At 70.8% G+C, this 18,794-nt stretch carries 12 protein-coding genes and 1 pseudogene; 7 read left to right on the forward strand and 6 right to left on the reverse strand.

What is annotated here, in order from left to right; genetic code table 11:
• Nucleotides 1-105 precede the first annotated feature (105 nt).
• From AB0M67_RS24955 to AB0M67_RS24970, 4 genes are all read left to right on the forward strand, one after another.
• A complete protein-coding gene (locus AB0M67_RS24955; protein WP_249952640.1) occupies nucleotides 106-894 on the forward strand; it encodes an ABC transporter ATP-binding protein in 789 nt (262 codons plus the stop codon).
• Entirely contained in the window at nucleotides 891-3,467 is a 2,577-nt protein-coding gene (locus AB0M67_RS24960) for an FtsX-like permease family protein (RefSeq protein ID WP_365748821.1), read from the forward strand. Before AB0M67_RS24955 ends, AB0M67_RS24960 begins: the two co-directional genes overlap by 4 nt.
• A 238-nt stretch (nucleotides 3,468-3,705) precedes the next feature.
• Complete coding sequence (locus AB0M67_RS24965; RefSeq protein WP_365748823.1) at nucleotides 3,706-4,047, forward strand: hypothetical protein; 342 nt, start codon at nucleotides 3,706-3,708, stop codon at nucleotides 4,045-4,047.
• Nucleotides 4,048-4,104: 57 nt separating this feature from the next.
• Complete coding sequence (locus AB0M67_RS24970; protein WP_365748825.1) at nucleotides 4,105-7,242, forward strand: BTAD domain-containing putative transcriptional regulator; 3,138 nt, start codon at nucleotides 4,105-4,107, stop codon at nucleotides 7,240-7,242.
• On the opposite strand, the gene AB0M67_RS24975 is transcribed toward AB0M67_RS24970, so the two are convergent.
• The 4 genes from AB0M67_RS24975 to AB0M67_RS24990 form a co-directional block, all read right to left on the reverse strand.
• Nucleotides 7,223-8,014: an ABC transporter permease gene (locus tag AB0M67_RS24975; protein WP_365748827.1), complete on the reverse strand. Its 792-nt coding sequence runs from the start codon at nucleotides 8,012-8,014 to the stop codon at nucleotides 7,223-7,225. The two genes, AB0M67_RS24970 and AB0M67_RS24975, sit on opposite strands and share 20 nt — an antisense overlap.
• A complete protein-coding gene (locus tag AB0M67_RS24980) occupies nucleotides 8,011-8,982 on the reverse strand; it encodes an ATP-binding cassette domain-containing protein (RefSeq protein ID WP_365748829.1) in 972 nt (323 codons plus the stop codon). The genes AB0M67_RS24975 and AB0M67_RS24980 overlap by 4 nt, the downstream gene beginning before the upstream one ends.
• Nucleotides 8,983-9,047: 65 nt before the next feature.
• Nucleotides 9,048-9,287: a DUF397 domain-containing protein gene (locus AB0M67_RS24985; RefSeq protein WP_365748831.1), complete on the reverse strand. Its 240-nt coding sequence runs from the start codon at nucleotides 9,285-9,287 to the stop codon at nucleotides 9,048-9,050.
• A gap of 134 nt (nucleotides 9,288-9,421) precedes the next feature.
• A complete protein-coding gene (locus AB0M67_RS24990; RefSeq protein ID WP_365748833.1) occupies nucleotides 9,422-9,868 on the reverse strand; it encodes a nitroreductase family deazaflavin-dependent oxidoreductase in 447 nt (148 codons plus the stop codon).
• A 276-nt stretch (nucleotides 9,869-10,144) separates the two neighbouring features.
• Between AB0M67_RS24990 and mfd the strand changes: the two genes are divergently transcribed.
• On the forward strand, nucleotides 10,145-13,705 hold the full coding sequence (gene mfd / locus AB0M67_RS24995) for a transcription-repair coupling factor (protein ID WP_365748834.1): 3,561 nt from the start codon (nucleotides 10,145-10,147) through the stop codon (nucleotides 13,703-13,705).
• Nucleotides 13,706-13,843: 138 nt separating this feature from the next.
• A complete protein-coding gene (locus AB0M67_RS25000; protein ID WP_365748918.1) occupies nucleotides 13,844-14,587 on the forward strand; it encodes an HNH endonuclease family protein in 744 nt (247 codons plus the stop codon).
• 158 nt (nucleotides 14,588-14,745) lie between these two features.
• Here the strand turns inward: AB0M67_RS25000 and AB0M67_RS25005 are convergent, their stop codons facing one another.
• A complete protein-coding gene (locus AB0M67_RS25005) occupies nucleotides 14,746-15,660 on the reverse strand; it encodes a class I SAM-dependent methyltransferase (protein ID WP_365748836.1) in 915 nt (304 codons plus the stop codon).
• 49 nt (nucleotides 15,661-15,709) lie between these two features.
• Nucleotides 15,710-18,214 (reverse strand): YfhO family protein, encoded by a 2,505-nt coding sequence (locus AB0M67_RS25010; RefSeq protein ID WP_365748837.1) that lies wholly within the window; start codon nucleotides 18,212-18,214, stop codon nucleotides 15,710-15,712.
• Between the two features lie 174 nt (nucleotides 18,215-18,388).
• Between AB0M67_RS25010 and AB0M67_RS25015 the strand changes: the two are divergent.
• Nucleotides 18,389-18,757 (forward strand): annotated as a pseudogene (locus AB0M67_RS25015) (GtrA family protein); the annotation flags it as partial.
• Nucleotides 18,758-18,794: the final 37 nt, after the last annotated feature.

Here is an 18,794-nt window from a genome sequence, read left to right on the forward strand (position 1 = left end):
GGTGAAGACTGCGCTGTGCACCAGCGCGCCGGGGCCCCGGAACCAGCAGACTCAGAACACCGCCCGACGAACACTCGGTGCGTCAAGCGAAATAGGAGACTTACCGTGACAACGGCTGTGACCATTCCCAGGCACGGGGGTACTGGAGGGCGTACGGCCGTCGCGGCGCGAGCGCGGCAGGTCGTCAAGGCGTACGGCGTGGGGGAGACCCGGGTCGTGGCGCTCGATCATGTCGATGTGGACATCGACCGCGGGCAGTTCACCGCGATCATGGGCCCGTCCGGCTCGGGCAAGTCGACGCTGATGCACTGCCTGGCGGGTCTGGACACGGTGACCGCGGGCGAGATCTTTCTGGACGAGACCGAGATCACGAAGCTGAAGGACAAGAAGCTCACCCAGCTGCGCCGGGACCGGATCGGCTTTATCTTCCAGGCGTTCAACCTGCTGCCGACGCTCAACGCGCTGGAGAACATCACGCTGCCCATGGACATCGCGGGCCGTAAGCCGGACGCTCCGTGGCTCCGGCGGGTCGTGGAGACGGTGGGCCTGGCCGACAGGCTCTCGCACCGGCCGACCCAGCTGTCGGGGGGTCAGCAGCAGCGGGTCGCGGTGGCCAGGGCTCTCGCCGCCCGCCCTGAGATCATCTTCGGTGACGAGCCGACCGGGAACCTGGACTCGCGCGCGGGCGCCGAGGTGCTGGGCTTCCTGCGCAGGTCGGTCGATGAGCTGGGCCAGACGATCGTGATGGTCACGCACGACCCGGTCGCCGCGTCGTACGCGGACCGGGTGCTGTATCTCGCCGACGGCCGGATCGTGGACGAGATGTTCCGTCCGACGGCCGACGCCGTGCTCGACCGCATGAAGGACTTCGACGCCCGGGGGCGTACGTCATGACGGTGTTCAGAACCTCCATGCGCAACTTCTTCGCGCACAAGGGGCGGATGGCGCTCTCCGCGGTCGCCGTCCTGCTGTCGGTGGCGTTCGTCAGCGGCACCCTGGTGTTCACGGACACGATGAACACGACGTTCGACAAGCTCTTCGCCGCGACATCCTCGGATGTCACGGTCAGCCCCAAGGCGGCCAAGGGCGCGGACGAGATGTCCCAGACCGGCAAGCCCGAGTCGCTGCCCGCCTCGGTCGTCGAGACGGTGCGGACGGCGGACGGAGTGAAGTCCGCCGAGGGCGCTGTCAGCAGCATGAGCGTGACGGTCGTGAACGCCGACAACGAGAACGTGGGCGCGAGCAGCGGTGCGCCGACGATCGCCGGCAACTGGACGCGTAACGACCTCCGTTCGATGGAGATCACCTCGGGCCACGCGCCGCGCGGGCCCACCGACGTGATGGTCGACGCCGACACCGCCGAGAAGCACCACCTCGCGATCGGTGACGAACTGCGCACCATCGCGGTCACGGGTGACTTCCGGGCGAAGATCTCGGGTATCGCCACGTTCACCGTCACCAACCCCGGTGCGGCGGTCATCTTCTTCGACACGGCGACCGCACAGCGTGAACTGCTCGGGGACACCGGCCGGTTCACCCATGTCAATGTCACCGCGGCCGAGGGCGTCGGTAACAGCGTGCTGAAGCAGGATGTGGCGGCCTCTCTCGGCGGCGGCGCGTACAAGCTCCAGACGCAGAAGGAAGCCGCGGACGCGAACCGCGCGGATGTCGGCTCCTTCCTCGATGTGATGAAGTACGCGATGCTCGGCTTCGCCGGGATCGCCTTCCTCGTCGGCATCTTCCTGATCGTCAACACGTTCTCGATGCTGGTCGCGCAGCGGACCCGCGAGATCGGTCTGATGCGGGCCCTCGGCTCCAGCCGTAAGCAGGTCAACCGCTCGGTGCTGCTGGAGGCGGTGCTGCTGGGGATCTTCGGCTCGATCGCCGGGGTCGCCGCCGGGGTGGGGCTGGCAGTCGGTCTGATGGAGCTCATGTCCTCCATGGGCATGGATCTGTCCACCCAGGATCTGACGGTGAAGTGGACGACTCCGGCGATCGGGCTGGTGCTCGGTGTCGTCGTCACCGTCGTCTCCGCGTACATTCCCGCCCGTCGGGCCGGGAAGATCTCGCCGATGGCGGCCCTGCGTGACGCGGGTACCCCCGCCGACGGCCGGGCCGGTTGGGTCAGGGCGGCCATCGGTCTGGTGCTCACCGGGGCCGGTGGCGCCGCGCTCCTCATATCGACGCGGGCCGATGAGGCCGGCGAGGGTTCGGTCTTCCTCGGGGCGGGCGTGGTCTGCACGCTGATCGGCTTCGTCGTGATCGGTCTGCTGCTCGCCGGTGGTCTGGTCCGGGCGCTCAGCGCGGTCGTGCTGCGGATGTTCGGCCCGGTCGGCCGGATGGCCGAGCGCAACGCGCTGCGTAATCCGCGGCGTACGGGAGCGACGGGCGCCGCGCTGATGATCGGGCTGGCGCTGGTGGCCTGTCTGTCGGTGGTCGGTTCCTCGATGGTCGCCTCCGCGACCGACGAGCTGGACAAGTCGGTCGGCGCGGACTTCATCGTCCAGTCCGACAACGGCCAGCCGATCATGCCGCAGGCGCAGGCGGCGCTGGAGAAGGCGCCGGACATCGCGCATGTCACCGAGTACAAGTGGGTCGACGTCAAGCTGACCGCCCCGGACGGAAAGACGGAGTCCGACGGCATCGTCGCCGCCGACCCGACCTACGCCCAGGATCTGCGCCGCGAGACCGTCGCGGGTGAGCTGTCCGCCGCGTACGGCAAGGACGCGATGTCGGTGGGCGACGCCTACGCGAAGGAGCACGGCGTCAAGGTCGGTGACCGGATGTCGGTCGTCTTCCCGGGCGGGAAGAGTGCCGAGCTGACGGTAGCGGCGATCACCTCGGACAAGGCGAATGTCGACAAGGGCGCGATGTACACCAACATCACGACAGCCCAGCGCTATGTGCCGGCCGACAAGATGCCCAAGAACATGATCATGTTCGCGGCGGCCGAGGACGGCAAGGAGAAGGAGGCGTACGCCGCCCTCAAGGACGCGCTCGTGGCCTACCCGCAGTACACGGTGCAGAACCAGACCGACTTCAAGCAGGACTTGAAGGACCAGATAGGCCAACTCCTCAATATCGTCTACGGCCTGCTGGCGCTCGCGATCATCGTCGCGGTGCTGGGAGTGGTGAACACCCTGGCGCTGTCGGTGGTGGAGCGGACCCGTGAGATCGGTCTGCTGCGGGCGATCGGGCTCTCCCGCCGCCAACTGCGCCGCATGATCCGGCTGGAGTCGGTGGTCATCGCCCTCTTCGGTGCCCTGCTCGGACTCGGGCTCGGTATGGGCTGGGGCACCTCGGCCCAGAAGCTGCTGGCCCTGGAGGGTCTCGGCGTCCTGGAGATACCGTGGCCGACGATCCTGACGGTCTTCGTGGCCTCGGCTTTCGTCGGACTCTTCGCCGCCCTGGTCCCGGCCTTCCGGGCCGGTCGGATGAACGTACTGAACGCGATCGCCACCGAGTAGAACGGTACGGTGGAGGCTCCGGCCTCGGTGGGCGTTCCTCCAACGTCCATCGGGGCCGAAGTTCGCTATCACCGCGTCGCGGTTGTTGTCCGTCAGAGTGGGTGAGAGTCGGGCGAGTTCACCCTTACGAGGGGTTGTAGCGGCATGTAGTCGACCGGACACTGAGAGCGACGGGCTCTCTCGATCGGACGATCCGGTCGACTTCCGGGGCCCGCTCACCCTGAGAGAAGGGACCGCTGTGTCCACACTCAACGCACCGGAAACCAATGCAGAGGTAGCCGCCCAGGCCGATGGACTCGCGGTCACCGGCGGCAATATCGCCGATCTGTGGCGAGGCTGGGTCGTCTGGGGCGCGTACAACGGCTGGGTCAACTTCCCCATCACCTGGAACGTCATCAACCCGAACTCGACGGTCATCGTCACGGCCTCCGAGGTCGACGCCAACGGGGTCCGGTTCATCGGCGCCGCGCCCGTCACGGTGACGGGGATCGCCCCCGCCTCCGGAATCGTGACCGTCAAGATCAATATCGCCTGGAACAGCCCGATCCGTATCCGCACGGATGTGGTCGTTCTCAACTGAACCGGGGTTCGCCCACGGCGCGGGTTCCGGCGTCCGGGCCTTGGCTAATGTGCACGGATGACCATCGAGCTGACCCTGCTGCCGCGTGTCGCCTATCGAGGACATGAGGTCACCGCGCCCCGGCTCCGCGGTCTCCTCGCGCTCCTCGCGGCCGACTTGCGCACGGGCTGCAGCACCGAGCGGCTGGTGGCGGGGCTGTGGCCGGACGAGTTGCCGGAGCGGCCGGGAAAGGCGGTGCAGGTCCTCGTGTCCAGGGCGCGGGCGCGGCTGGACGCCGACGTCCTCGTCAGCACGGCGACCGGATACCGGCTCGCGCTCGCCGAGGACCAGGTCGACAGCGCCGCCCTGCTGCTGCACGCCGCCGCCGGCGCGGACCGGGCCAGGGCCGGGGACCACGCGGGTGCGCTGGCCGAGGCCGAGGCCGGGCTCGCGCTGTGGGAGGGCGCTCCAGTCGGGGACGGCGACACCGACGACCCCGTGGCCGCGCTGCGCACCGAGCGCGCCCCCGTCCGCGACGCGCTCGTACGCACGCGGGCGCTCGCGCTCGCCCGCCTCGGACGACACGCGGAGGCGGCGGGGCCGCTGGCCATGGCCGCCTCGGCGCATCCGCGCGACGAGGAAGTACTCGCCGAGCTGCTGCGCGGCGAGGCGGCGACGGCGGGCCCGTCCGCCGCGCTGACACGGTACGAGACGTACCGCCGTGAGCTGCGCGACCAGCTCGGCACGGATCCGGGCGCCGGTCTCAGGGCCGTACAGCAGGAGCTGCTGCGCGGCGAGCCGCCCGTCGCCAGGCACGGCGTGCCGCACGAGCCCAACCCGCTCCTCGGCCGGGACGAGGACATCGCGGCGGTGGAGCGGCTGTTGCGCTCCTCCCGCGCCGTCACCGTCGTCGGCCCCGGCGGCCTCGGCAAGACCCGGCTCGCGCACGCCGTCAGCCGCCGGGCCGAGGAGCGCGTGGTGTATTTCGTGCCGCTCGCCGGCGTCACGGCGGACGAGGACGTGGCCGCGGAGGTGGCCTCCGCGCTCGGCGCCGGCGAGGGGCGGCCCGGTGCCATGAGCGGCCATGTCCCGGCCGACCCGGTCTCCGGCATCCTGGGCGTGCTCGGCACCGGGCCCGCGCTGCTGGTCCTGGACAACTGCGAACAGGTCGTCCGGGGCGCCGCCGACCTCGTGCGGGCCCTCGTCTCGTCCTCGAAGGACCTGCGGGTGCTCACCACCAGCCGGGCCCCCCTCGGCCTGACCTCGGAGGCGGCGTACGCGCTGCCGGAACTCGGTCTCGACACCTCCATCGAGTTGTTCACCCAGCGGGCCCGGGCCGCCAGGCCCGGTGTGCGACTGCCGCCGGACGCGGTGGCCGAGCTGTGTCGCCATCTCGACGGGCTGCCGCTCGCCGTGGAGCTGGCCGCGGCGCGGGTGCGGGTGCTCTCCGTACCGGAGATCGCCCGCCGTCTCGGCGACCGGTTCGCGCTGCTGAGCGGCGGGGTACGGGGTGTGCCGGAGCGCCACCGCACGCTGCACGCGGTCGTGGAGTGGAGCTGGAACCTGCTCGCGGACGGCGCCCGGGCGGCGCTGCGCACCCTGTCCGTCTTCCCCGGCGGCTTCTCGGGCGAAGCGGCGGAGCGGGTCCTCGGCGAGGACGCGCTGTTCCTCCTTGAACAGCTGGCCGGTCAGTCGCTGATCACCGTCGCCGACACCCCGGTCGGCGTCCGGTTCCGGATGCTGGAGACCGTACGGGAGTTCAGCGCGGCCCGGTGTGCGGAGGCGGGCGAGGACGAGGAGGCCGTCGGCCGGTTCCTCGTCTGGGCGCGGGACTTCGGGGTCGCGCACCACGGTGGGCTCCTCGGACCGGAACCGCGGGCCGCCCGGGAGCCGATCAAGGCCGAGCAGGACAATCTCGTGGCGGCCCTGCGGCAGGCCCTGGCCCGTACGGACGGTCCCACCACCGCCGCCGTCACCGCCGTCCTCGCCGCCCTGTGGTCCACCGACTCCAACCACCCCCGCCTGGCCGCCCTCGCCGCGGAGACCGGCCCGCCGCTCTCGCACTTCCACCCCGAGCCCGAGTACGTCGAAGTGGCCCGGGCCGCGGCCGTGTTGTGCACGGCGAGCCTGTTCATGGACTACGGACCGCACGTCGCACGCCAGCTCGTCACCCTGCGGCGGCTGCCCCCGGCCCCGCCGGACACGCTGCTGCGCGCCACCGCGGTGGTGCTGAGCGCGGTCCCCGACATGCTCCCTCCCGACTACGAAGTGCTGCACAGGCTCTGCGGCAGCGAGCGGCCACTGGTCGCCGGCATCGCCGAGTGCGCGGCCACCTATGTGTGGGAGTACGAACACGACATCGACCGCGCGCTCTCCTCGGCCCGCCGGATGATCGCCGCACTGGGCCCGATCGACGACCCGTCCATGCAGGTCATGGGCTACTCCCGGGTGAGCGAGCTGTGCTTGAAGACGGGGCGGGGCGACGCCGCGTACGGATACCTCAAGGCGGCGCTCAAGGCGCTCCCGCGGCTCGGCGACGAGCATGACTACATCGGCGTCCGCAGTGGCCTCGCCCTTGCCTGCCTGCAGCGCGGCGACGCCGACGAGGCCGAGTACTGGCTGCGGCAGGCGGAGGGCGACGGCACGTCGCAGCAGGACGTTTTCTACAGCCCCGACCTCGGTGTGCGCGCCGAGATCGCGCTCGCCCGCGGGCTGACGGAGGTCGGGCTCGGCCTGTGGCGCGGCGCCGTGGAGCGGCTGCCCGAGGCTGGTGCGATGCACGGCGGCGACCCCTGGACCGACCCGTGGGCGCTGCAGATCCAGTCGGCGGCGGTGACAGCCCACGCACACGCCGGCCGCCTTGACCTCGTCGTGGAGCCGGTGGACCGGCTGCGGCGGCTCCTGCCGAGGCTGATCTCCGGCCCGGACCGCACGTCCATGGAACTCCCCGTGATCGGGACGGTGCTGCACGCGCTCGGCAGGGCGGGGCTCGCGTCCGGCGACGCCTCGGCGGTACGGATGATCGCGCTGGCCGAACGGCTGCGGGTGCTGCGTGAGTTCCAGCCGACGATGTCGGGAGCCCTTGCCCGGGAGGCGGCCGAGGACGCCGACAGGGTGGCGTACGCCGAGGCGGTGTCGGAGTACGCCGGGCTGGAGCGGGACGAGTTGCGGACGGCGGTCAGGGCGCTCATGCCGGTCACTTCGGATCGCGGCTGAACAACGACGTCGACCACCAGTAGCCGAGCACGGCCACGCCGACGCACCAGCCGATCGCGAGCCACCCGTTGTGGCCGATCTCGCTGCCGAGCAGCAGCCCGCGCAGGGTCTCGATGGCCGGGGTGAACGGCTGGTACTCGGCGATCGGCCGGAACCACCCCGGCATCGCCTCGACCGGGACGAACGCGCTGGAAATGAGCGGGAGGATGACCAGCGGCAGCGCGTTGTTGCTTGCCGCCTCGGGGTTCGGGCTGGCCAGTCCCATTCCGACGGCGATCCAGGTGAACGCCAGGGCGACCAGCGCCAGCAGCCCGAACGCCGCCAGCCACTCCAGGGCCGTGGCGTCCGTGGACCGGAAGCCGATGGCCACGGCGACGGCGCCGACGACGACCACACCGGCGAGCGACTGCAGCACGCTGCCGACGACATGCCCGATGATGACGGAGCCGCGGTGGATCGCCATCGTACGGAAGCGGGCGATGATCCCCTCGGTCATGTCCATGGAGACGGACACCGCGGTGCCGGCCGGGGTGGCGCCGATGGTCATCAGCAGGATGCCCGGGACGAGATAGGCGATGTAGTCGGAGCGATCGGCGCCGCCGCCACCGATGCCCGCGCTCATCACGTCGCCGAAGACATAGACGAAGAGCAGCAGCAGGACGATGGGCGTCAGCAAGAGGTTCAGAGTGAGTGACGGGTAGCGCCGCGCGTGCAGCAGATTGCGGCGCAGCATGGTGGAGGAGTCGCGGACGGCTAGGGAGAGGGTGCTCATCGGACGGTCTCCTTGGGCTGGTTGGGGACGTGGGCCGGGCCGGTCAGGGCGAAGAAGACGTCGTCGAGGTCGGGGGTGTGGGTGGTCAGTTCGTCGGCCTCGATACCGGCGGAGTCCAGCCGGTCGAGAAGAGAGCGCAGCTCGCGCTGGCCGCCGTCGCTGGGGATCGTCAGTGTCAGTGCCTCGTCGTCCCGGGTGGCCTCGCGCAGCGCGAGGGCGGCGGATCGGTAGGCGGCCGGGTCGGAGAAGCGGAGCCGGATGTGTCCGCCGGGGACGAGCCGCTTGAGTTCATCGGCGCTCCCCTCGGCGGCGATCTTGCCGTCACTGAGCACCGCGATGCGGTCGGCGAGTTCGTCGGCCTCCTCCAGGTACTGGGTGGTGAGGAAGACGCTGACGCCGTCGGAGACGAGTCGCCGGATGATGCCCCACATGGTGTGGCGGCTGCGCGGGTCGAGGCCGGTGGTCGGCTCGTCGAGGAAGATGATCCGCGGACCGCCGACCAGCGTCATGGCGAGGTCGAGGCGGCGTCTCATGCCGCCGGAGTAGGTGGAGGCGGGCTTCTTCGCGGCGTCGGTGAGGTCGAAGCGCTCCAGCAGCTCGGCGGCGACCCGCCGTCCCTCGCGCTTGGACAGGTGGTGCAGGTCCGCCATGAGGAGTATGTTCTCCTCGCCGGTGATCAGACCGTCGACGGCGGAGAACTGCCCGGTGACCCCGATCGCGCCGCGCACGGCCTGCGGGTCGATGGCCAGATCGTGGCCCCCGACGTGCAGTTCGCCGGCGTCGGCGCTGATGAGGGTGGAGAGGATCTTGACGGCGGTGGTCTTGCCGGCGCCGTTCGGACCGAGCAGGGAGAAGACCGTGCCCGCCGGCACCGTCAGGTCGATGCCGTCGAGGACCGTCTTGTCCCCGTAGGCCTTGCGCAGCCCCCTGGCCGTGATGGCGAGAGAGCGAGAAGTCGGTGTCGTCATGGACCGGAGATTGCGGCAGGGCGCATTCAGCGCGGTTTCACGACGGTTTCAGTGCCGCGGGGTATTCAGCCGTCGGCGCTGGTGTCTGTCTCGGCGGTCGCGTCGGGGGCGGCGGCGAAGTGGTCGAACTCGCCTGCTTTGACGCCGAGGATGAAGGCGCGGAGCTTCTCGGGGGTGGTGGTGACGATGACGTCCGGCTTGTCGCTCTCGTGGAGCTTGATGGAGCCGTCGTCGGACACGGCGACGTTGACGCAGCCGTTCGCCTCGCCGCTGAAGGAGGACTTCTGCCAGTTGAGGGCGGACACGCGCTCACCTCTCTCGGGTGTCTTCCGCGACCTGGCGGATCGGATTCCGCCGACTCCGCCGCTGTGAGGCTACCGCTCTCCACGCGCTCGCGCTGTGCCCCGGGACGGGCCCGGGGCACAGGCAGGGCAATTGGTCAGTGGGGGGTCGGTGACGGCTCCAGGACGAAGACGGGGATCTCACGGTCCGTCTTCGTCTGGTACTCGGCGTACGGCGGGAACGCCTCGACCGCGCGGTTCCACCACACGGTCTTCTCCTCCCCGGTGATCTCGCGGGCGATCATGTCCTGGCGCACGGGGCCGTCCTGGAGTTCCACTCGGGGATCGGCCGTGATGTTGTGGTACCAGACCGGGTGTTTGGGGGCGCCGCCCATGGAGCCGACCGCCACGTAGACACCCTCGTGCTCCACCCGCATCAGCGGGCTCTTGCGGATCTTGCCGCTCTTCGCGCCCCGGGTGGTGAGGACGATGACGGGCAGACCGTTCAGCGTCGTCCCCTTCGTACCGCCCGAGCTCTCGTACAACTCGACCTGCTCGCGCGCCATCGGCATCGTGCTGGGCTCGTACTCACCCTCAAGAGGCATGGTGATCCATCCCATCATCCGTCGGAATCCGGACGTCGTGCCGGTCACGGCCCGCGTCCCGTGCTTCCTTCAATGACCAATCGGGTTCGGTCATTCCTGATTTCCGTCACTTCCTGTCACTTCTCGTCACCGACACCGCTCCGGTCGGCTTCCGGTCCCGGGTGTCACACCGGCGTCGTACGCTGGAGACCCCCCGGCCCGTGAGACGTGTCGGGTCCCTTGCGTTGCCCACGCTGTTCGCCCGCTCGATCCCGGACCTGGATGGAACCCCCCTTCATGAGCCTGCACGGTCTGCTGGACGCCGTCGTACGTGACCCGGCGCTCGCCGAAGCGGTGAAGGCCGCCACCGATGGTCACCGCCCGCACATCGACCTCGTCGGACCGCCCGCGGCGCGGCCCTTCGCGGTGGCCGCGCTCGCGCGCGAGTCCGGGCGGCCCGTGCTGGCCGTGACCGCCACCGGGCGGGAGGCGGAGGATCTGGCGGCGGCCCTGCGCTCGCTGCTCGACCCGGACACCGTCGTCGAGTACCCGTCGTGGGAGACCCTGCCGCACGAGCGGCTCTCGCCCCGCTCCGACACCGTGGGCCGCAGGCTCGCCGTGCTGCGCCGGCTCGCGCACCCGGCGAAGGACGACCCCACGGCCGGCCCGGTCAGCGTGGTGGTCTCGCCCGTACGCTCCGTGCTCCAGCCGCAGGTCAAGGGGCTTGGCGAGCTGGAGCCGGTCGCGCTGCGCAGCGGCGAGAGCGCCGATCTGAACGCGATCACGGAGGCGCTGGCCGCCGCCGCGTACGCCCGGGTCGAGCTGGTCGAGAAGCGCGGCGAGTTCGCCGTGCGCGGCGGCATCCTCGATGTCTTCCCGCCCACCGAGGAGCACCCCCTGCGGGTGGAGTTCTGGGGCGACGACGTCGAGGAGATCCGCTACTTCAAGGTGGCCGACCAGCGCTCCCTGGAGGTGGCGGAACACGGACTGTGGGCGCCGCCCTGCCGGGAGCTGCTGCTCACCCCCGAGGTGCGGGAGCGGGCCGCCGCGCTCGCCGAGCTGCATCCGGAGCTGGGCGAGCTGCTCGGCAAGATCGCGGAGGGGATCGCGGTCGAGGGCATGGAGTCCCTGGCCCCGGTCCTCGTGGATGACATGGAGCTGCTGCTCGACGTCCTGCCGGCCGGTTCGATGGCGCTGGTCTGCGACCCGGAGCGGGTACGGACCCGGGCGGCGGACCTGGTGGCGACGAGCCAGGAGTTCCTCCAGGCGTCGTGGGCGGCGAGCGCCGACGGCGGCGAGGCCCCGATCGATGTCGGCGCGGCCTCGCTGCGGGGCATCGCGGACATCCGGGAGCACGCCCGCGAGCTGGGCATGATGTGGTGGTCGGTCTCCCCGTTCGCCGTGGACGAGGAGCTGGAGGACGCCTCGGGCGAGGCCATCACGCTCGGGATGCGCGCCCCGGAGTCGTACCGCGGGGACACCGCACGCGCGCTCGCCGACACCAAGGGCTGGCTGGCTGACGGCTGGCGTACGGTCTTCGTCACGGAGGGGCATGGCACGGCGGCCCGTACGGTCGAGGTCCTCGGCGGCGAGGGCATCCCGGCCAGGCTCGACACCCCCGGCGCCCGCACCGCCCGCGGTCTGGAGGAGATCACCCCGTCCCTCGTCCATGTCGCGTGCGGCTCGATCGACTACGGCTTCGTGGACCCGGACCTCAAGCTCGCCGTGCTCACCGAGACGGATCTCTCCGGCCAGAAGGCGGCGGGCAAGGACGGCGCCCGGATGCCGGCCAAGCGCCGCAAGACCATCGACCCGCTCACGCTGGAGACGGGCGACTACATCGTGCACGAGCAGCACGGCGTCGGCCGCTATGTCGAGATGGTGCAGCGCACGGTGCAGGGCGCGACCCGGGAGTATCTGCTCGTCGAGTACGCCCCGGCCAAGCGCGGCCAGCCGGGCGACCGCCTCTACATCCCCACCGACCAGCTGGAACAGGTCACCAAGTACGTGGGTGGCGAGGCGCCGACGCTGCACCGCCTCGGCGGCGCCGACTGGACGAAGACCAAGGCGCGCGCCAAGAAGGCGGTCAAGGAGATCGCCGCCGACCTGATCAAGCTCTACTCGGCGCGGATGGCGGCCCCCGGCCATGCCTTCGGTCCCGACACCCCCTGGCAGCGGGAGCTGGAGGACGCGTTCCCCTACGTGGAGACGCCCGACCAGCTCTCCACCATCGCCGAGGTCAAGGAGGACATGGAGAAGACGGTCCCGATGGACCGGCTGATCTGCGGCGACGTCGGCTACGGCAAGACGGAGATCGCCGTACGGGCCGCCTTCAAGGCCGTCCAGGACGGCAAGCAGGTCGCGGTCCTCGTCCCGACGACGCTGCTGGTGCAGCAGCACTTCGGCACGTTCTCCGAGCGGTACGCGCAGTTCCCGGTCGCCGTGAAGGCGCTGTCCCGCTTCCAGTCGGACGCGGAGGCGAAGGCGACGCTCCAGGGCCTGCGGGAGGGCGCGGTCGACATCGTCATCGGTACGCACCGGCTGTTCTCGTCCGAGACCAGGTTCAAGGATCTGGGGCTGGTCATCGTGGACGAGGAGCAGCGGTTCGGCGTGGAGCACAAGGAGCAGCTGAAGAAGCTGCGCGCCAATGTCGACGTCCTCACCATGTCCGCGACACCCATCCCCCGTACGCTCGAAATGGCCGTCACGGGCATCCGCGAGATGTCGACGATCACCACGCCGCCGGAGGAGCGCCATCCGGTGCTGACCTTCGTCGGCCCGTACGAGCAGAAGCAGATCGGCGCGGCCGTCCGGCGTGAACTGCTGCGCGAGGGCCAGGTCTTCTATATCCACAACCGCGTGGAGTCGATCGACCGGGCGGCGGCCCGGCTGCGCGAGATCGTCCCCGAGGCGCGGATCGCGACGGCGCACGGCCAGATGGGCGAGAGCGCGCTGGAGCAGGTCGTGGTCGACTTCTGGGAGAAGAGATTCGACGTCCTGGTCTCCACGACGATCGTCGAGTCCGGGATCGATATCTCCAACGCCAACACCCTGATCGTGGAGCGCGGCGACAACTTCGGTCTCTCGCAGCTGCACCAGCTGCGGGGCCGGGTGGGGCGTGGCCGGGACCGCGGCTACGCGTACTTCCTCTACCCGCCGGAGAAGCCGCTGACGGAGACCGCCCATGAGCGGCTCGCGACGATCGCCCAGCACACGGAGATGGGCGCGGGCATGTATGTCGCGATGAAGGACCTGGAGATCCGCGGCGCGGGCAATCTGCTCGGCGGCGAGCAGTCGGGGCATATCGCGGGTGTCGGATTCGATCTGTACGTACGGATGGTGGGCGAGGCGGTCGCGGACTACCGCGCCTCCATCGAGGGCGGGGTGGAGGAGGCGCCGCCGCTGGAGGTCAAGATCGAGCTGCCGGTCGACGCGCATGTCCCGCACGAGTACGCGCCGGGCGAGCGGCTGCGGCTTCAGGCGTATCGCGCGATCGCCTCCGCCAATACGGAGGAGGACATCGCGGCGGTCCGCGAGGAGTTGACCGACCGCTACGGCAAGCTCCCGGAGCCGGTGGAGAATCTGCTGCTGGTGGCGGGGCTGCGGATGCTCGCGCGGGCGTGCGGGGTGGGCGAGATCGTGCTCCAGGGCGCGAACATCCGGTTCGCGCCGGTGGAGCTGCGGGAGTCGCAGGAGTTGCGTCTGAAGCGGCTCTATCCCCGTACGGTCATCAAGGCGCCGGCGCACCAGATCCTGGTACCGCGTCCGACGAGCGGGAAGATCGGCGGCAAGCCGGTGGTGGGACGCGAACTGCTGGCGTGGACGGGCGAGTTCCTGGCGACGATCCTGGGCTCGTAGCGGACCGCCGCGCTTCGGTACGCGCCGCCGCGCCGATGCGCCGACCCGCACTAGAGTGCGGCGGTGAGCAGTCTTGAGGAACGAATAGCGCGAACGCGTCGTGCGGGAAGGGCCCATGCCCTTCCCCTGGTGTCCCTGGTGTCCGTGGTGTCAGCGGTGGTGCTGACGGGGTGTACGGGGGAGCTGGGCGCCGATCCCGATGCGTCGGCGTCGGCGTCGGCGTCCGTGTCGGCGTCGAGCGGTGGCGGGTACGGTGCCGGGCCGCTCGGGAATCCCGACGGGACGAAGCCGGGGCTCGCGGCGATCAGTTCCGAGGCCGATCGGGAGAGCGCGCGGCAGCTCATCGAACGGGTACGCACCGCCGGGCGGGGGCCCAAGACCGGTTATGACCGGGACGAGTTCGGCTCCGCCTGGACGGACACGGCGGACGGGGTGCCGCTGGCGCGGAACGGCTGCGACACCCGGAACGATCTCCTGCGACGCGACGGCCAGGAGCTGCGCTTCCGCTCGGGCTCCGACTGTGTGGTCGCCTCCATGACGCTGCACGACCCCTACACCGGCACGACCATCGAGTGGAGCAAGCAGCGGGCGAGCGAGGTCCAGATAGACCATGTGGTGCCGCTGTCCTACAGCTGGCAGCTCGGCTCCGCCCGCTGGTCCGAGGAGAAGCGCCGCCGGCTGGCGAACGACACGCTGAATCTGCTGCCGGTGGAGGGCCGTGCCAACTCGGCCAAGCGTGACTCCGGTCCGGCGTCCTGGCTTCCGCCGGACAAGGCGATCCGGTGCTCGTACGCGGTCCGCTTCGGTCAGGTCGCGCTCAAGTACGAGATGCCGGTGACCACGGCGGACAAGCGGACGATGCTCCAGCAGTGCGGCGGCTGACCGGACAGCTGGACGGCTGATCAGACTGCTGGACGGCTGACCGGACTGCTGGACGGCTGATCAGGCTCCTGCCGACGCCGACGCCGACGCCGACGCCGCCGCCCCTCGGTCGGACAGACCCAGGGGCGGGGGCGGGCGGGTTGGTGTCGGGGAGGGCCCTACGCGGCCCGCGCCCGCAGGAACGCCGACGTCGAGACGCGTCCCAGCATCTCCAGTCGCGACGTGCCGTTCGCCAGGTACTTGTCCGTGGCCTCCTGGACGCCGGGCCAGTGGCCGTCGCCGTAGTCGTCGAGAACGACGATCCCGCCGGGTGCCACGATCTCCTCGACCCACTCCAGGTCGGCCAGCACGCCTTCCGCGGAGTGGTCACCGTCCACCACGATCACGCCGTACTCACGGTCGGAGACCGCGGCCCGCACCTCGGGGTCGCCGGAGAAGCCCTGCTGTATACGGGCCTCCTCGCCGGACCGGCCGCCCAGCGCGAGGTTGGCGCGTACGACGTCCATCCGCACCGGCGTGCCCGTGGGCTCGGCGGACTGCTTGGCGCCGGGCTGGAGCTGGCTGCCGACCAGCGGGTCGACGATCGTGAGCCGCGCTTCCGTACCGGCCCGGTGCAGCATGCGCATCATCGTGGCCGAGAACAGGCCGTACAGCGTGCCGATCTCCAGGACGTCGCGGTTCGGCGGGGAGAGCAGCGGCACGGTGGCGAGCTTGCCGCACACGTTCGAGGTGGAGCCGGCCAGCCGGCCCACGGCCAGCGCCTCCAGGGCGATCACATTGCGGTACGCGATCGTCACGTTGCGCCGGGCGTGCGCGCCGTCCTCGCCCGTTACCTCGGCGATCTGCTTGACGAGCGTGTTGATCTGCGCGGGCGTGGGCACCCGGTGACCGCTGCGCCCTGTCCGGTCGAACAGCAGGCCGAACGCGTACTGCTGAGCACGCAAGTCAGCGACTTCGCGCTTGAGGGCATCCAGATCAGTACGCAGGGGCGAGTGCTTGATGCGCCGGTCAACCATACCGGCGGCCGGCCGCAGAATGCGCTTCGCCAGCCGGTTGCTCAGAAGAGAAGCCATGCGCGGAAACTACGCTCCGACACGGGCACGGCGGGCCACACTCCAGTGCTCAATAGATGAAGGGTTGGTGTCGCGGGGGCGACGCGGGCATGGCGCGACGACGTGCGGCAGTGAGGAAAGCCACGCTGACCAGCACGATCAGGGCCGAGCCCGCCACCGCGGAGCCCAACCGCAATCCCGGGGGCCGAAATGAACAGTCCACGGTGGTTTGGGATCCGTTCAGTGGTGTCGCGACCAGTCCGAGGTAGGAGGCGGCGGGCTTGCCGTCGCAGCTCCAGCCCGCGATACGGGGCGCCGCGAGCACCGCGAGGCCCTCGCTGCCGGCCGGGACCTCGGCCCGTACGCCGCTGTCCGTCACCGTCACCGAGACGGCGCCCGTGTCCGTCAGCCGGTCCACCGCCGCCGACAGCCGCTTCCGGTCCAGACAGCCCACGCTCCACTCGCGCGGGCGTGCGCCGTCGAAGGTCATCGGGAGGTCCGCGCGCCCGGCCGTGCCGAGCGAGACCATCGCCGCCCTGCGCTTGGGCAGTCTGCCGGTCAGCGCGACGGGCGGGTGGTCGCCCAGTCGGGCCTTGCCGTAGTAGCCCGGCGCGAAGAGGAAGACCTCGGTGTCCGCCGGGCAGGCGGCGTCGGCCCCGGGGGAGGTGAGGACGCGGCTGTAGACCCGGGAGCCGAGCAGGAGTTCCTGGTTGCGGAAGGGTGAACGCCCATAGCGCGGCTCCGGCACGTCCCCCGCCGTCGGAACGTCCCGCGTCTTCGGCCGTACGGTCACCAGGGGCGGCGCCGGCGCCCGTACGACCACCGGCGCGTGCCCCGGCTCGGTACGCAGGCGCGCGCCCACCGCGAAGATCGCGTCGGTGACCGGATTGTCCAGGCCCTCCACCGCCCGTCCGCCGGAGGTCCAGCCACCGCCGAGCGCGGCCATCGTGCTGGTCAGTACGGCGGGCGTATGGCTGCTGTAGTACCCGCCGCCCTCGCCGCCGAGCAGCAGCGGGTCATTGGCGGTGATCCGCTCGCGCCCGGGATCCGTGCGGTAGCGCGGCCAGCCGTCGGCCCCCGCGATGGCGTCCGCCCTGGCGTTCTGGTCCGCGCCCCAGGCCGGGTAGTCGTCCAGCGCGGACAGCCGCTTGCGGTCCACGTAGGCGGTGGTGGCCGCCGCCTGCCCGGTCAGGCTGCCCACCACCAGCAGCGCGGCGAGCACGGCGTATCCGCGTGTGCGCGCCAGCGCCAGACCGGCCACCGCCGCGGCCAGCCCGCCGCCGAAGAGTGCCGTCGCCCGGGCGTCGGGGACGCCGCCGGCCGTCGCCACGAGCGCGACCGCCACGAGCACGCCCGTACCCACGAGCAGGGCGCGCCGGCCGGGCCAGCCATGGCTGATAGCCGTCCAGGCGGTGAGGACGAGGATCCCGGCGAGTATGAACGTCTGGCGGTAGGTGCTGCCGTTGGGGATCGCGAAGGCGTGCCACGCCAGACTCGTCGGCCCCCACTGCAACGACAGCGCCACCCCCACCGCCAGCGCCGCCCAGCCCACCCGTACGCGCCCCGGCACCGAGCGGTGCGCGAGCAGGGCGGCGGCGGGCAGCAGCACACACGCGCCCAGGAACAGCGCGGGGGTGAAGAAGCCGTACGTCGCCGGAAACAGCCGTGTGAACACCTGCGTCCAGGGGACCGGCACGAACTCCTTGGTCCAGCCGGGGGACGCGTGCCGGGTGCCGAGGAAGACGGGGACGAGCACGGGAGCGGCCAGCCCGATGCCGAGCAGCACCGTGCCGGTGGCCCGTGCCAGGCACCGGACGCGCTCGCGTGCGGTCCGTTCGCCGTCCAGCAGCAGCCGCAGACAGAGCACCAGCGCGGCCCCGAGGGTCGCCATATAGGCGGTGTAGAAGTTGGCGGTCCAGGCGAGCGCGACGACCAGCGGGCCGAGCACCGGCCGCCGCGCCGTACGGGCCCACTCGCCGACCAGACAGAGCAGCGGGAAGGCGATGAGGCCGTCCAGCCACATGGGGTTGTACGACGCCTCGGCGATGGACCAGCCGCAGAGCGCGTACCCGGCGCCCAGCACCGCCGCCGCCCACCGCGGCGAGTGGCGGGCGCCCCGGGCGAGACGGAGCAGCAGCACGGTCATGGCGGCAGCCGCCACGGCCATCTTGAGCAGGGTGATCGCGTAGACCGCGAGATCGATCCGGTCCCGGGGGAAGAGCCCGACCAGTACGGCGAACGGGCTGGTCAGATACGTACCGAGATCGGGCAGGAAGGCGGTGCCGTACCCCGAACGCCAGTTGAGCAGGATGCCGCCCTCGGCCCGTCCGTGCAGCAGGTCCCACAGCTGGGCGTGGAACGGTACGAACTGATTCCCGAGGTCACTGACGCTGCGGGTCCGCGGTCCGAAGGGGAAGACGCGGGCCACGGCGTCACCGGCGCAGACGGAGACCAGGGTGATCAGCGCGGCGGAGAGGGCCGGCAGGGCCGCCGCGGCGGGTGCGACGGGCGCGACCGGCACGGCGGGTTCGGCGGACGCGGTGCTCCGGCCGCGTACGTTCTTCAGGGCTGGCATGAAGCTCGAATATGCCAGTACAAAGCGGGAAAACCTGCCTCAATTCACTCTGTTCATCGAACGGTTGCCTGTAGGTCGTACGGGATGTCCTTCCGCGACATTCTCCCGGGTTTCTGTTCTCCTGGAGTGAAGCGGCCTCCGCCGGAGCCGTAACGAGGGGGAGCGCGCACGCACATGACGGTCCGGATCCAGATGGTCAGGTTCGCGCTGGTGGGCGTGGCGAACACGGGTACGTACTACGCCTTCTACCTGCTGTTGCTGAGCCGGCTGCCCTATGTGGCCGCGCATGTCGTCGCGTCCGTGCTGAGCATGATCGGCTCGTTCTTCCTGAACAGCTGGTTCACCTACCGGACGCGCCCCACCTGGCGGAAGTTCCTGCTGTTCCCGCTCACCAACGCGGCGAACTTCATCATCACCACCGTCGGGGTCTATCTGCTGGTGGACGTCATGCACTTCGGCAGCCGGTACGCGCCGCTGATCGCGGCGGCCGGGGCCATCCCGATCACCTTCGTCGTCTCCCGCGCCATCATGCTCCGCCCGGAGCCCGGCCTGCGGAAGGGCGACCGGTCAACGCCGGGCC

Source organism: Streptomyces sp. NPDC051662, from assembly GCF_040681655.1.
Taxonomy (GTDB): domain Bacteria; phylum Actinomycetota; class Actinomycetes; order Streptomycetales; family Streptomycetaceae; genus Streptomyces.